Source organism: Bradyrhizobium sp. CCBAU 51745, assembly GCF_028128715.1.
Lineage (GTDB): Bacteria > Pseudomonadota > Alphaproteobacteria > Rhizobiales > Xanthobacteraceae > Bradyrhizobium > Bradyrhizobium manausense.
In genome coordinates this window covers 148,056-161,414 of record NZ_LBJP01000093.1, presented here as the reverse complement: position 1 = coordinate 161,414, position 13,359 = coordinate 148,056, and the positions used below count along the sequence as shown (strand labels likewise).

Below are 13,359 nucleotides of genomic sequence, written 5' to 3'. Positions count from 1 at the left end.
TTGTAAAGTCGCCAATGTCAATATCCTATTAATCTGGCCTAGCTAACTGATCTATTTGCGAGACGCGAAAACTTGCGTCTAAGCTGGCGTGTTGGACCGACATCCTTGCAACACTACCGCAAATTAGCTGCGCAGTTTGTGTCCGGAACACAGGAGGTCGGATGTCATCAACCGTTCTGAACTCTTCAAGTTCGCGAAGAGAGAATACCAGGTAAAACCAGGTTACCCGTTTCAGCATTTTCCTCACTACGCGGTGCTGCGGCATTCCGGCAGCGACAATGGTTCTGTCTCGTCATGGACGCTCCTAAAGACAGGCTGGGCCTCGAGGGAGATGAGATAGTCGACGTAAAGTGCGGGCCGGAGCGGATCGACTTCATCAAAAGAAGACGGGGCATCTTACCGGCCTATCACATGAACAAGGAGCACTGGGTAACACTCCTCTTGGAGAGCTCTTTACCGAAGGACGAGGTGTTTGATCTCATCGGCACCAGGTTCGGCTGACAAGTAGCGGATCGTCGGATCGACTCGAGATAGCGATCGGCGGTTGCTGCGATCACACAAGGAGCAGCAGTTCTATGAAGACTGGCTTGATAGGCGACCTGAAAAGTCCTTTGGCGAGAACGTGAAGATTTGCGACGGCGCCAACGAAAGCGCCAGGACGGGTCTTTGGAACGGGGCAGCGAACGTCGAAACACTCGCATCGGTCGCGTGTTTCGATGCGTTTGATGTTCAAAAGGCAATAGAAATAGCTCGAGATCACGCAGCGACGTATCAGCCTTGGGTGGCGGGCATGACTGCGTCGGTAGATCCGCCTGCAGGAATGGCATCACCTTGGACATGAGGAGACTGAGTGAGGCCACTTTCAATCCCGCACGACACACAATCACAGCTGGAGGCGGAGCCTTGGTTAGGAACGCCTTAACTTGCCTTCCCAGCGGCTTCGGGCTGGTGACGGGTGTCCACAAAGCGGTAGGTGTAACGGGGCGCGCTCTCGGAGGCGGTTACGGAAAGCTCAATTCTCGCTTCGGCTTGGTGACGGACACGCTTCAAAGGACGAATGTAGTTGTGGCGGACGGATCGTTGGTCGTTGCAAGTCACGCGAGTAATCCAGGCCTGTTCTGGGCGCGGCGTGGCGGCGGGAAGAATTTCGGTATCGTGACGTCGGCCGAGTACTCCGTGTTTCCTCTGGAGAAAGTGCTGACAGGAAAGATCTTCTTTCCTCTCTCATCCGCGGAACAAGGCTTACGGATCCTACAAAGCTTGATCGATGAGGACCACGACGCCCTCGGCGTCACTTCGACATTTGCGGCTGCGCCAAACGGAGTTTTCGGACTGATCATGGAGCCGTTATGGACGGGAGATGAGCAAAAGGGAGAGCATTATTTTTGCCTGATGTCCGAGAAGGTAATGCCACTACGTTAAGTTAGAAGTGGTGCGCGTACAAAGATATGTATGATGATGCCGAGGACGCCTGGCCGAAGGGACGAGGCTACCAGATGGACGCCTACAACATCGCCCGCCTCTCCGACGACGTCATCGGCCTCATCGTGGATTGCGCCGTCCGATGTCCTTCCGACAGAAACTGCCTCATGCTCCACGACTTTCACGGGGCCGCGGCGCGCATCCCCGAGGATTCGACCTCGTTTTCAGTCCGTCGCGACCACTTTAGTATGCAGATCGTCTCCACTTGGAATCCTCGCGAGCCTGAGGACGAGAAAAAAGGCAGGCAGTGGACAGCATAAGACGGTCGATCGAGCCGCTGAGCATACGCGGGGCCTATCCTGCCATACTCGATGTGGACAGCCACGACCAAGCACGCGAGTTCTACGGCGATGCCCTGAAGAAACTGAGGCGCTTAAAGACCCATTACGACCCGTCAAACCGCTTTTCTTCAGAGTTCGGCATCTTGTGACATTGCCGAAGGTGATGATCAGCCGAGCCTCGGCGCGATCTCACTCACTGTGACGTGGGGCGCCAGGAGAGTCGGGCTCGAGTTCCGCGGGATGAGGCTCGACCAAATGGCCGACTAACGTGAAAGTGGCCGCCGCGAGAGCCGGCGGCGGCCAAGTCAGGGAGGAGCAGACAACCGGCCTGCCAGCGGAGCTTCAGGAATTTGCGCTATGGCTCAGCTTTTGCCCTGATCCCAGAACTGCGCCATCCCATGATCAAGCTTTCGAATAGCTCGCAGCGCGGCGTAGACGCACGATCGGGCGGCATTCCAGAGCCACACACCCGACTCCCAGGCACCCAAGCGACGCTCATCTGTGCGCGACGCCTTTGGCCTGCTCTCCACTCGTCTCGACCACGGCAGGCCCCTTCGACGTCGCCTTCGTTCGATGACTTCCACTAGGCTCTTGACCGGCACTGTCCGCATCGCTCTCCTCGCCGCCGCGAGGCGTTAGGGACGCACTAAGTCGACCAGCCAAACGGGCCACGCAAAGGCTGCACATGGCGATCACGATGTTGTCAATGTAACGTGAACCGCATCACGGCTATCGGCAATCTCTCGTCCAAGTGTCCGCACCGCGTCGGTTACGCGAGCGAGCGGAAACGAGTGTGAACAAAGCTCCAGAAGCGCGCCCCCATCTTCCCTGATCATATTGATTGCCATCTCGGTTGATTGCCATCCCGCGCTCAGGACGCCGACGAGTTCGATTTCACTTAGAACAACCTTATCGATGGGTAGACCATTTAGCTTGTTCTGGCCTTTGAGACCTGCCAACACGACCCTTCCCCCCCGCTTTACCATGTCGATCGCCTGCAACACAGGCGCCATGGCTCCCGATGAAACGTCTAGAACGACATCGGCAAGCCGGCCATCCGTGAGCTCGATAACTCGCCGAACCGGATCTTCTTCTTCTACATCAATGGTGGCCGTCGCACCCAACTTCGCGGCGAGTGCCAGTCGCTCCGCATCCGCGCGTGTTCCTGTCACGATGATATTCGCAGCGCCTGCCTTCTTCGCTGTTGCGACCGCGAGGAGTCCTCGTTGTCCAGGGCCTTCGATGACGACAGTCGAGCCCATTCCAACCCTTCCGACTTCGTACGCCCAGCGGATCGCGTTCGACAAAGGGTTCACCAGCGTCATCAAATCAGTCGGGATGTTTGAGGGCAGTCTGTGGACCATCGTGCGCGGATGCAAATAGGTATGCGTAGCGTATCCACCCCAAAGCGAAGGGGCCACATCGGTGCTCTGATATAGCCCGTACCCCAAATCCGTCTGGCACCGGGTATAGGCACCCCGAACGCAATCCTCACAATGGCCGCAGGGGATGATCGGTTCGATAGCGACGCGATCTCCCTCTTTCACGTTCCACAGCTTGGAGGCCTTCGGTCCCACTCGCTCGATGAACCCCATGATTTCGTGCCCGGGGATGATCGGCATACCACCGCCCCAATCTTTCAGATGCCCGAGCCATTGGTCATAGTCCGTTCCGCAGAGCCCACATGCCTCGACACGCAGGAGCGCATCGTCGTCGGCGATCTCCGGGATCTTGAACTCGCGAAACTGAAAGTTCTTCGGACTTTCGAGAACAGCTGCGAGCGCTTTGGCCATAAAACACCTCAGATAGATGATAGAGCCTTGTGCAAAGGAGCGACTGCTTTCGCAGTTTTAACTCACGCGTTTCAAGCGGCCCACGAGCCACTGCCATACCAACCTGACTGAGCTTACGAGCCCAGGACTTCCGTCACCTACCGAGCACGCGCACGGCAGCCAGTGCCCCTTCACGAATGCTCTCGTAGTACTGGCGTTCGCCGTGGTGCGAGACGTCAGCAGCCTTCATTGTAGTTTCGCCAAGTTCGTAAGCTCTGACGGAGCGATCGTCGGATTTGCTAGCATCATCCGCTTCGCCTCGCGTAGTTCACGAGGGCTGTTGAAGGCTGCGATCGCACTGAGACGCTGGTCAGCGACGAAAAACTGCACGAAGCGGCCGGCGTTGCGATCGCCCTTGACGTAGATCTCATCAGCCCGGCCCGGTATCCCCAAGAGCTGAAAATTGAGATCGAACTGGTCCGACCAAAACCATGGTAGTTCGCGATATCTCGCATCCTCATCGAGCATGGCCTTAGCAGCCGAGATTCCCTGGTTCTGCGCGTTATGCCATGTTTCAAGACGGTGTCGCAGTCCCACTCGATCTACCGGGTGGCTTGCCACGTCTCCAGCAGCAAAGATATATGGATCGGAGGTACGGGTGGTCTCGTCCACAACGATTCCGTTGTCTACGCTAAGTCCGCAGCCGACTGCGAGCTCAACGTTCGGCTCTACTCCCACCCCGACGATCACAGTGGTGGTGTGCACAGGCGCGGCGTCAGCAAAACTCGCCCGCTCCACGGCGCCGTTACCCTCGAACCCGATGAGCTTGGTATTCAGCCGCACGTCTACTCCGCGACTAGCGTGTAGTTCCTGGAAGTACGCAGCCGTTGCTTTGGGCAGCGATCGCCCGCACAATTGATCGCCCGCCTCCACGAGCGTCACCCCCACTCCCAGACCGATAGCGGCCGCAGCGACCTCCAATCCGATCCAGCCACCACCGACGACAAGGACGTGGGTGGCCGCTCCGAGCGATTGTCGAATACGAGCACTGTCCTCAATCGTGCGAAGATAGTGAATCCCTTTGAGATCGGCCCCAGGCATAGACAGCTTTCTGGGCCGGGCGCCCGTGGTCAGCAACAGGCGATCATACGGGATCTTATCTCCATTTCGGAGCACAAGCTCATGTCCCGACCGGTCGATCGCTATCGCGGTAGATGCTCTGCGCATCTCAATGTCCAATCCGCAAAGCTTCTCCATCGCGAACAGATAGGTGCCAGCTGGATCCTTACGCGAGACGAGAAACTCCTTCGAAAGAGGGGGACGTTCATACGGCGGATGGTCCTCCTGGCCAATAAGTACGATCCGGCCAGCGAACCCACGTTCGCGCAGCGTCCGAGCGGCCCATCCTCCAGCCTGTCCCGCTCCCACAATAACGAATTGCTGGCCGTTTCGCGTCGTTTGCATAGTGGAGAATCACACATCCACGAGAATCTGCTCGTCGTCCAAGCGAACTGGGTAGGATCTCAAATCCGCATCTGCAGGCGGCCCCAAGCAGCGACCACTTGGAATATGGAAGAGTGCGCCGTGGAGTGGACACTCGACAGTGTCGCCCTCCACGAAGCCGTCCGACATCAGCGCAAAAGCATGCGGACAGACATTGTCTAAAGCGTAGTACGTGGAGGCGACTTGATAGAGCGCGAAATTGCGTTCCCCGATAGTGAACGCAAACGGCGTCTCTGGCGACACCTTGTCACGAGTCGTCACTTGCTGCCAGGCCATATTCGATTCCGCTGCTTGAGGCCTCTGTCTAAGCCGCTTCACGCTTCGAAGTGAGCTGACCGTCGTGCTGTGCCAAAAAGGCATCAAGTTCGCCATGTTCAGACACAACGTCAAGTGGTCGTACGGCGTATGCCGCACCATCTTTGATGGTCTGCTTGAACTTTGCGAGGCTTGCCTCGTCTTGCACAACGTCCAGGATCCGGCGGCGCGCACGAATGATGCCGATGTCGGCAGCCACAAGGAACTCCTTGGCTCGATCAACGATGCGACCGCTGCTACCTTCAAGCGCAAGCATGCCCTCCTGCATGGCTCGGTCTTGATCGTTAAGACCATGGATGCCGGTCGGGCTGGAGAGGCTCTGCCCTTCCCGATTGATCAAGTAACTATTCAGGGCAGTGCGGACGGGAACGTACGTATCGATGATTGTTCCAGTATTCAGTTTGAAGGGCTGATACGTGCTTTCCGGCGGGAATGCCAGGCCCTTGCCAACGTAGTCTAGGAAGGCCTTAGGCAGATCGCCCTTTTCATAGTAGTTGAAGTCCCACGTATACGTGTTGTGATCGTCGATCGGGATGAACGCTCGACCACCAATTGGGAAATCTGCGCTAGGAATAGAGCTGAACGCGGGGACCATGAACTGGGATACACGCCAGTAGAACTTGCTGTCCGCGTTTCGCCGGGCGATTGCAAGAACGCCTATGGCAGTGTTTTTTGCATACAATTTCGGAGAAAGGTCCGACGCCGAATAGTGCTGATGCACGGGCGATGTGGCCATCGTGGCTGGATTCGTATGAAGGATGGACACGTGCGAGCTGTCTAGCTCGCCCTCCATGCCTTGCAGCCAGTTGGACTCCTGGATCCAGACCGTTGCATTCCGCTGCGATTTTGGCAGGCCCATCCATGGAAATTTCGGCAGCTCCGGCGGAGCGTCCTGCCCCATATAGACCCAGACGACATCTGCCTGTTCGACTGCCGTATAGAACTTGATCTTGACTTTGCTACAGACTGCCTTGTCTGACTCATTCTGCATGTCCAAACACTGGCCTGACTTGTCGTAGAGCCACCCGTGGTAGGCACAACGAATTCCCTGCTCTTCGACGCGACCATAAAAAAGCGGCGCTAGCCTGTGAGCGCAGTTCGCCTGCACTATCCCGACCTGACCGTCTCCGCTGCGAAAGGCGACCAGTTCCTCACCGAGGAGCTTCAAACGTACCGGCGCGCCGCCGGGCTTTGGCAGTTGGGCGGACAGGAGCGCCGGCAACCAGACCGAGCGAAAGAGCTCGCCGACCTTAGTGCCAGCGCCGACATGGGAAAGAACATCAACTTGGTTGGTACGTGCCATGGTCCGCATCCTTTCAGCGTTGTCAGAGGGTGAGGAAGCCGCCATCGACTGGCAGCATCACCCCATTCACGAAACTTGCCATTGGAGAGGCAAGAAACACGACGGGACCGACGATCTCGTCGGCTCGTCCGAACCTCTTCACCGGAGTATGAGACAGAATGAAAGCCACGCGGTCCGGATTCGCGCGAGATGCTTCTGTCTGTGGCGTTTCGATGAATCCTGGAGCCACTCCGTTGACCCGAATCCCGTATCGAGCGAACTCAACGGCCAGCGCCTTAGTGAACATAAGGACCGCGCCCTTGCTCGTTGTGTACGCGGTCGTATCATTCGGCGCCGCGGCGAAGGACTGGATCGAACCCAGGTTGATGATGCAACCGCGCGTCTGCTTCAACTGATCCAGGAAGGCAGTTATCCCAAACATCACACCGTCAAGGTTGACGGCCATGATGCTTCGCCACGTATCGACGTGTTCGGGCGCACCGACCAAGCCTCGACGATGAATTCCCGCATTGTTGACGAGAATTGAGATGTCGCCAGCGAGTTCCTTAACCTTGCTAGCTACACGCATTGAATCTGCAGCATCGGATACGTCCCACACGAGTGGCCAAGCCGTACCGCCGCGCTGTTGAATTTCGCTTGCTGTTGCATCGACCGTGGCGACATTGATGTCGCACACAACGACACGAGCACCTGCCTTTGCCAGCCCCAACGCGATCTCTCTGCCCATGCCTTGGCCGGCGCCGGTTACTACCGCGGCTTGACCGTCCAGAAGTGGCTTGCCGTCCAATTCCATCATTGCGATCCTCGTCGCTCTCTACAATACGGGGTCTAGTCAGATCGTGAGCCATCGATGCCGAATATCTTCGCCATTGGCTCGAAATCCTTCGCCAGTGACCGTCTCAACGATCCTTCCCTTCGACATGACGAGAATTCGATCGGCGACGTTTTCGGTGAGATTCAAGTTCTGCTCCACTAGAAGAACCGCAACTCCTTCTGCCTTCAGGCGACGAATTACGTCTCCAATCTGGTCCACGACCTTCGGCGCGAGTCCCTGGGTCGGCTCATCAAGCATCAATACCTTGACGTCAGTTACAAGGGCTCGCGCGATCGCCAACATCTGCTGCTCCCCACCTGACAGGGCGCGCCCGGCATTCTGGGACCGCTCCCGCAAATTCGGAAACAGCGCGAGAAGGCGCTCCTCGGTCCAGACCTGGGGAGGACGGCGCTGACCTACCCGCAAGTTCTCGAGTACGGTCAGTGCCGGAAAAATCTGACGCCCCTCCGGTACGTAGCCGATGCCCGCACGAACCACTTCGTGGACCTGCTTTCCGCGAAGCTCCTTGCCATCGAGCGAAATCCGGCCGGCGGTCACGGGCAAGAAACCAAGGATTGCCTTCAAAGTTGTCGTCTTACCGACGCCATTACGTCCTATGATGGCTGTAACTTGCCCAGGAGGTGCCTCGAGGTCGACTCCGAATAGAACCTTGCCGATGCCGTAGCCAGCCTCCAAGCCGTCAATACGCAACATGCCCCGCCCCCAGATACGCTTGTTGCACGACAGGATCCGCCTTTACTGTATCGGGGAGCCCATCGGCGATTTTTCGCCCCCGATCCAGGACCACGATGCGATGGGCAAGTCCAAAAACGACTTCCAGATCATGTTCAACGAGTAGAACGGCGATGTCGGTGTCCTTTAGCAAAGACTTGAGCAGCTCGACCGTACCGCGCGTTTCCTCAACCGACATTCCCTGCGTTGGCTCATCCAGCAGCAGGAGCTTGGGCCGCATTGCTAGAGCAACCGCGATTTCAGTGAGTCGCTGATCTCCGTGTGACAGCTGACCTGCGAGTGCATTGGCTCTTGCGTTCAATCCGACTTTGGCCAGCCACTGCAGGGCCTCGCTGGTCGTGGAGTCATGAAGAGACTTCGAGAACATCGGACGGCTTCGTGCCGGCTTGCAAGCCTGCACCGCCAGTCGGACATTCTCAAGAACTGTGAGGTTAGGGAAAAGAGCTGTGATCTGATAAGTTCTACTAAGTCCAAGACGAGTGAGTGCAGCCGCGGACAGGCCATCGACCCGATCACCACGAAACGATACAGCACCCGCGGTCTTGGTGACCCTCCCAGCAATCAAATCGAACAAAGTCGACTTGCCCGCTCCATTCGGGCCGATTAGCGCAACGACTTCGCCCGCCTCAACGACGATGTCAACCCACAGCAGCAAGCGCGCCCCACTTCTTCGTCAATCCGGTGCACTCAAGAAGCGACACGATTCACCTCCAACCGGCTCGCTCGTCGCAAAGCGAGAGCATTCACAATTGACGACTTGATCCCCCAAAGACCATTCGGAGCAACCACCACGACAATCATAAAGAGCAGGCCCATGAACAGCGGCCAGCTTGTCGCCACGGCGCTCAATTGATGTCCGCCGACCACCATTAGAGCCGCTCCAACCATCGGGCCGACTAGGGTTCCGCTTCCTCCAAGTACCACGGCAACGAGAACGTATCCGGACAATGTCCAATGCAGAAGTTCAGGCGATACGAATAACAAGAAGCCCGCATGGAGTGCGCCGGCCAGCCCAGCCCCGGTATTCGAAATCACGAATGCAGCGAGCCGGAGCTGACGCGGCTCGTAGCCGATCGCGATGGCTCGCCTCTCGTTCTCCCGAACGGCAACAATAGCCGTCCCCATCGGAGAGCGAACGAACCTGCTCGCGAGCCATGCGGCCCCCAGGACGAGGAACGCAGTGAGCCAATAGAAGCCATCTCGCGATTCCAGACTGGAGAAACCCCAAGGGCCGGGGTTCCGGATCAGTCCTGAAATTCCATCCGAGCCTCCGGTTACGCTATTCCACTTGAAGGCAACGGCAAACGCCAATTGCGCGAAGGCGAGCGTTAGCATGGCAAATGCCACGCCGCTCGCCCTGGTGCAGAGCCAGCCCACCGGGACGGAGAGGAAGAACACCGCGGCCACGGCAATCAAGATGGCGGCCGGTAGCGGCAGCTGACCGACGACCAAGGCGAATGCCGCTACATACGCACCGACGCCGTACGGGGCGGCATGCCCAAACGAGAACATCCTCGCGTATCCGACCTGGACATCAAGACTCATGGCGAACAAGGCGAAGATCAAGATCTCCGTCAAAAGCGTAATGTGAAAGCCAGACAGGAAGAATGGCGCCGACAGCAGAAGCGCGACGATAGGAGCTGCGTACTTCATTAGGGCGTGTACTCATAAATCGGAGCGTCATCCCGCATCGGCGCCCGAAGTCGAACGACAATTTCGCCTGCACGCTTACCGTCGTTAGCGATGGTCTTGAGAGTTCGCCGAACTACTTCCAGATCCGGCTGTTGAGCGCTCAGCCAGTTTAACCCGGCCTCTGCATTGACGATCGTCGCTGTGAGCGCGTCGACGACAGCACCATAGGTGCGCACAAACTCCTCTGAGGTCTGCAATGGCGCTTTGCCCTTCGCATCGCCCAGATTGTACCAACTCGGCTTCGACTTCCAGGACATAGCGCGCTCCTCTAGTGGGTTAACAAGAACGTTCCGCTCCAACATCGATGCAACGAGCCAACCCCTCCCGGCCAGTTCTTTGTGAGTTTGTGATGTAAGCTCATTGCTCAGGCATCTGCGTCTTTATGAGTACACGCCCTTCTAGTCTTGCTCTCCGAACAATCCGCCTGGCCGATACAGAAGCACTCCAATCATCAGGAGATAGGTCGCGACGAGCGCCAATTCAGGAAGATAGAAGTTGCCGAAGGTCTGCGTGAGCGCGACCAGGACGCTACCCGCAACCGAGCCGAACAAGCTCCCCATGCCACCGATCATGACGATAACGAACGAGTCGATGATCGCCGCTCCACCCATACCGATGTAGCCAGTGATCAGCGGAACCGCGAGATAGCCACCCAGGCCTGCGAACGCGCAGCCAACAGCGAAGGTCAACGACCTCATCAGCCCGACGTCGATCCCAAGCGCCTGGGTCATTTCGGCGTTCTGGGCGATCGCCCGGATCAACAACCCCAGCCGAGTACGTAAGAAGACGTAGGTCAGCGCAAGCAATACGACGACGCCCCACAAGATCAGGAAGATCCGGTATGCGGGAAACGGCTCGTCGCCAATCCACAGCACACCGGAGAGCATCTCGGGAAGATCCACGTCACGGGTGTTCGGCCCCCAAATAAGGCGAACCGACTCGCTCAGGACCAAGCTCAAGCCAAACGTGATTAGCAAAAAGCTTCCGCCGTCGCGCCGATACAGCCGTCTCAGCAGAGTGATCTCGAAGACACAACCGAGGAGGCCCGAGGCGAGCGGCGCGACCAACAATCCAATCCAGAAATTTCCGAGAAGGGCAGCCGCCGATATGCCGGAATAGGCTCCGAGCATATAGATCGCGCCATGAGCAAAGTTCATGATGCGCAAGATGCCGAAGATGAGAGTGAGGCCCATCGTCAGCATCGCGAGCAACGACGCCAGAGCGAGAGTGTTCAAAGTCAGATTGAGCAAGACTTGCCAAGAGATCATCTACGCATCCCTCGATTCCGGCCCCTCCCGAGCGAGAGGCCGAATCTCCGCGCCTCAGTAAGTGTCCTTGCGGCAACCGGGCATCACCGCATCGACCGCATAGGTCTTGCCGATCTTCGGCACTGGGTAAGCCACCTGCTGCGTCTTCTCGACCTGTGCGATGAAGACCTGCTGCTCCGCCTGGTGGTCGCAAGCCCGCATCTTCACCTTGCCCTTAACGCTGTCGATTTCTAACCCTTCGAGAGCGCCACGAACGGCCGCCGCGTCCGTCGAATTCCCGCGACGAATGGCTTCAGCCAAGAATGCGAGGGCTTGCCACTGCTCGCCCTCGTAAGTATCCGGCACGTCGTGGTACTCGGCCTTAAACGACCGAACGAATTCAATGTTGCCGGGCGCATCGTACGCAAAATTGTACTGACTGACGCCGTACAATCCGACCGCGGCCTCGCCAAGGGGCTTGATGTTCAGGATATCCAACACCTCGGTTACCAACTGCATGCGATCGGCCAGCCGGTATTGGGCGGCCTGCTTGAGGAAGGCCGTCGCATCGTCGCCGCTCATTGCGATGTAGAGCACCTCGGGCTTAGCCTCCCGAATACGCGCAATAAAGCTCGAATAATCCTTAGTTCCCAGCGGGGACAACACCTGCCCCACAACCTCCTTCTTGAGATCCGTTATGAGCTTCTCGAAGGTCGCAACACTGCTCTTTCCCCAAGCATAGTCCTGCGCGATCGCAAAGTAACGCTTCTTGGGTGAGTCCGCCAACCACAGAGCAATCGTCCTCGCACGCATAGGCCCGGACGTGCACGCGCGGAACGCATTTGGCACAAAATTGGCGGCGGTCATTGACCCAACGCCACTGATGCTCCCGACATAGATCGCGTTCCAGTCGTTGAGGCGCGGCATCACGGCCAACGACTCGGGACTCGAAATGATGCCAGTGATCAGATTGACCCCGCCGCGCTCGACAAGCTCGGTAACCTTGCGCACACACGCAGCAGGATCGCCCTGAGTGTCCTCATAGATGAATTCGATGGGCCGGCCATTGATGCCGCCCTTGGCATTCACGGACTTGGCAAATAGTCGGCACGACCGCTGCACCTGCTGGCCCAAGGCCGCCCAGTTGCCGGTAATTCCGGTGGGAACACCTATGCGGATGGGGCCCGCTTCCGCCTTAGCGGATCTGAGATAGCCAGGAAGCAATGCGCTTCCAGAAGCGGCAGCAGTACTGACCAAAAAAGACCTTCTGCTTATCGACATCGCAACCTCCCCTGTGAAAGCGAGTCACAGTCGGTACCGTTTCTCCACACTCGCAATATAGATTAGCTTCATAGCTTAGTCAACAAACCTATTTGACTAACAGACGGCGGCAACGAAGATCAATCGATGTACTCCACCGCTGCACCGAAATTGATCAGCTCAGGCGCGACAGGCGCTTGCCGCTCTTCTTCGATGTGCGCCGCCAATCCTGCACAACGACCGACTGCCGCAACCGATCGCATGGCTCCAACCGGAAATTCAATTTCGTGCAGAACAGCGCCTAGGGCGCCTGTGACGTTGAGGGTGATATGCCGCTTGGCATCCTTGTCGATAGCAGCACTGAGCAACTTGATCAGGCCGATGTAGTCTCCTTTTACGCCCGCACTCTCTGCAATATTGAAGAGTCGCTCAGTCCGCGGATCTCCTGACGTGTATTGCTGGTGACCAAAACCGGGAATTCGCCGCCTTGCTTTCCTGAAGTCCTGGACGACCTGCTCCGCCCATACATGCTTGTCGCCCTGAAATGCCATGCCGTCGCTCAATATGCGACCAGCGCCGGTCATCGTGCCAGCGAACCGATTGCCCACCATAAGAATGCCGGCAGCCAACGGAATTTGAACATCGTCCGGATTCGAGTCTGCCACCAGGCGAGCAACGAGCGCTCCCGGCGTCAACCCATGATCCATCAGAATCAAAAGCGCTGCATCGAGGACCTTGGTCTGGACCTCCGTTGGGCGACGCCCCGTCACGATGAAATAGAAACCCTGCGTGAAGGTCATCTCCCCGACGACTTTAGACAGCGAGTCACACCCTCTCATTCGGAGACGAGTGACATCATTCGGGTGACTACCAATTCTGGTCGTGGCCATTTGCCTTCCTTCCAAAGTCGAATCCGTTGCGCGAGCACCGCGCAGCC

The 13,359-nt window shown here is 57.5% G+C and carries 15 protein-coding genes and 1 pseudogene; 4 read left to right on the top strand and 12 right to left on the bottom strand.

Annotated features, from left to right (window positions below; all coding sequences use genetic code 11):
- Nucleotides 1-294 precede the first annotated feature (294 nt).
- The 4 genes and pseudogenes from XH98_RS41335 to XH98_RS41330 all read left to right on the top strand — a co-directional run bounded on the left by XH98_RS41335 (nt 295) and on the right by XH98_RS41330 (nt 1,912).
- Nucleotides 295-501: an MmcQ/YjbR family DNA-binding protein gene (locus XH98_RS41335; protein WP_442868678.1), complete on the top strand. Its 207-nt coding sequence runs from the start codon at nt 295-297 to the stop codon at nt 499-501.
- Between the two features lie 273 nt (nt 502-774).
- A pseudogene (locus XH98_RS37080) lies at nt 775-1,422 on the top strand (FAD-binding oxidoreductase); the annotation flags it as partial.
- A 74-nt stretch (nt 1,423-1,496) separates the two neighbouring features.
- Entirely contained in the window at nt 1,497-1,742 is a 246-nt protein-coding gene (locus XH98_RS37075; protein WP_271621488.1) for a hypothetical protein, read from the top strand.
- Nucleotides 1,730-1,912, top strand: coding sequence for a BBE domain-containing protein (locus tag XH98_RS41330; RefSeq protein ID WP_442868677.1), 183 nt, complete (start codon nt 1,730-1,732; stop codon nt 1,910-1,912). The genes XH98_RS37075 and XH98_RS41330 overlap by 13 nt, the downstream gene beginning before the upstream one ends.
- A 543-nt stretch (nt 1,913-2,455) precedes the next feature.
- Here XH98_RS41330 and XH98_RS37070 read toward each other — a convergent pair.
- The 12 genes from XH98_RS37070 to XH98_RS37015 all read right to left on the bottom strand — a co-directional run bounded on the left by XH98_RS37070 (nt 2,456) and on the right by XH98_RS37015 (nt 13,312).
- Nucleotides 2,456-3,556 (bottom strand): zinc-dependent alcohol dehydrogenase, encoded by a 1,101-nt coding sequence (locus XH98_RS37070; protein WP_271621487.1) that lies wholly within the window; start codon nt 3,554-3,556, stop codon nt 2,456-2,458.
- A gap of 225 nt (nt 3,557-3,781) precedes the next feature.
- Nucleotides 3,782-4,999 (bottom strand): NAD(P)/FAD-dependent oxidoreductase, encoded by a 1,218-nt coding sequence (locus XH98_RS37065; RefSeq protein ID WP_271600877.1) that lies wholly within the window; start codon nt 4,997-4,999, stop codon nt 3,782-3,784.
- Between the two features lie 9 nt (nt 5,000-5,008).
- Nucleotides 5,009-5,314, bottom strand: a complete 306-nt coding sequence (locus XH98_RS37060; protein WP_271600876.1) for a non-heme iron oxygenase ferredoxin subunit — start codon at nt 5,312-5,314, stop codon at nt 5,009-5,011.
- Nucleotides 5,315-5,342: 28 nt separating this feature from the next.
- Nucleotides 5,343-6,656: a Rieske 2Fe-2S domain-containing protein gene (locus XH98_RS37055; RefSeq protein ID WP_271621486.1), complete on the bottom strand. Its 1,314-nt coding sequence runs from the start codon at nt 6,654-6,656 to the stop codon at nt 5,343-5,345.
- Between the two features lie 22 nt (nt 6,657-6,678).
- Nucleotides 6,679-7,452 carry an SDR family NAD(P)-dependent oxidoreductase gene (locus tag XH98_RS37050; protein ID WP_271600874.1) on the bottom strand — a complete coding sequence of 258 codons (774 nt, stop codon included), beginning with the start codon at nt 7,450-7,452 and terminating at the stop codon, nt 6,679-6,681.
- A 36-nt stretch (nt 7,453-7,488) separates the two neighbouring features.
- The gene (locus XH98_RS37045) at nt 7,489-8,184 is read right to left on the bottom strand and encodes an ABC transporter ATP-binding protein (RefSeq protein ID WP_271600873.1); all 696 of its coding nucleotides are present in this window, start codon (nt 8,182-8,184) and stop codon (nt 7,489-7,491) included.
- Nucleotides 8,171-8,878, bottom strand: a complete 708-nt coding sequence (locus XH98_RS37040) for an ABC transporter ATP-binding protein (RefSeq protein WP_271621485.1) — start codon at nt 8,876-8,878, stop codon at nt 8,171-8,173. The genes XH98_RS37045 and XH98_RS37040 overlap by 14 nt, the downstream gene beginning before the upstream one ends.
- 32 nt (nt 8,879-8,910) lie before the next feature.
- Nucleotides 8,911-9,876, bottom strand: coding sequence for a branched-chain amino acid ABC transporter permease (locus tag XH98_RS37035; RefSeq protein WP_271600871.1), 966 nt, complete (start codon nt 9,874-9,876; stop codon nt 8,911-8,913).
- The gene (locus XH98_RS37030) at nt 9,876-10,172 is read right to left on the bottom strand and encodes a hypothetical protein (protein ID WP_271621484.1); all 297 of its coding nucleotides are present in this window, start codon (nt 10,170-10,172) and stop codon (nt 9,876-9,878) included. Before XH98_RS37030 ends, XH98_RS37035 begins: the two co-directional genes overlap by 1 nt.
- 141 nt (nt 10,173-10,313) lie before the next feature.
- On the bottom strand, nt 10,314-11,183 hold the full coding sequence (locus XH98_RS37025) for a branched-chain amino acid ABC transporter permease (RefSeq protein ID WP_271621483.1): 870 nt from the start codon (nt 11,181-11,183) through the stop codon (nt 10,314-10,316).
- A gap of 54 nt (nt 11,184-11,237) precedes the next feature.
- Nucleotides 11,238-12,443, bottom strand: coding sequence for an ABC transporter substrate-binding protein (locus XH98_RS37020; protein ID WP_271621482.1), 1,206 nt, complete (start codon nt 12,441-12,443; stop codon nt 11,238-11,240).
- 119 nt (nt 12,444-12,562) lie between these two features.
- A complete protein-coding gene (locus tag XH98_RS37015; RefSeq protein WP_271621481.1) occupies nt 12,563-13,312 on the bottom strand; it encodes a citryl-CoA lyase in 750 nt (249 codons plus the stop codon).
- Nucleotides 13,313-13,359 lie beyond the last annotated feature (47 nt).

What these genes read in the sequence shown, in the direction of transcription:
- XH98_RS37035 (WP_271600871.1), bottom strand. Translation starts at nt 9,876, where the DNA reads ATGAAGTACGCAGCTCCTATCGTCGCGCTTCTGCTGTCGGCGCCATTC.
- XH98_RS37050 (WP_271600874.1), bottom strand. Translation starts at nt 7,452, where the DNA reads ATGATGGAATTGGACGGCAAGCCACTTCTGGACGGTCAAGCCGCGGTA.
- XH98_RS37055 (WP_271621486.1), bottom strand. Translation starts at nt 6,656, where the DNA reads ATGGCACGTACCAACCAAGTTGATGTTCTTTCCCATGTCGGCGCTGGC.
- XH98_RS37045 (WP_271600873.1), bottom strand. Translation starts at nt 8,184, where the DNA reads ATGTTGCGTATTGACGGCTTGGAGGCTGGCTACGGCATCGGCAAGGTT.
- XH98_RS41335 (WP_442868678.1), top strand. Translation starts at nt 295, where the DNA reads ATGGACGCTCCTAAAGACAGGCTGGGCCTCGAGGGAGATGAGATAGTC.
- XH98_RS37015 (WP_271621481.1), bottom strand. Translation starts at nt 13,312, where the DNA reads ATGGCCACGACCAGAATTGGTAGTCACCCGAATGATGTCACTCGTCTC.
- XH98_RS37060 (WP_271600876.1), bottom strand. Translation starts at nt 5,314, where the DNA reads ATGGCCTGGCAGCAAGTGACGACTCGTGACAAGGTGTCGCCAGAGACG.
- XH98_RS37065 (WP_271600877.1), bottom strand. Translation starts at nt 4,999, where the DNA reads ATGCAAACGACGCGAAACGGCCAGCAATTCGTTATTGTGGGAGCGGGA.
- XH98_RS37070 (WP_271621487.1), bottom strand. Translation starts at nt 3,556, where the DNA reads ATGGCCAAAGCGCTCGCAGCTGTTCTCGAAAGTCCGAAGAACTTTCAG.
- XH98_RS37025 (WP_271621483.1), bottom strand. Translation starts at nt 11,183, where the DNA reads ATGATCTCTTGGCAAGTCTTGCTCAATCTGACTTTGAACACTCTCGCT.
- XH98_RS37075 (WP_271621488.1), top strand. Translation starts at nt 1,497, where the DNA reads ATGGACGCCTACAACATCGCCCGCCTCTCCGACGACGTCATCGGCCTC.
- XH98_RS37030 (WP_271621484.1), bottom strand. Translation starts at nt 10,172, where the DNA reads ATGTCCTGGAAGTCGAAGCCGAGTTGGTACAATCTGGGCGATGCGAAG.
- XH98_RS37020 (WP_271621482.1), bottom strand. Translation starts at nt 12,443, where the DNA reads ATGTCGATAAGCAGAAGGTCTTTTTTGGTCAGTACTGCTGCCGCTTCT.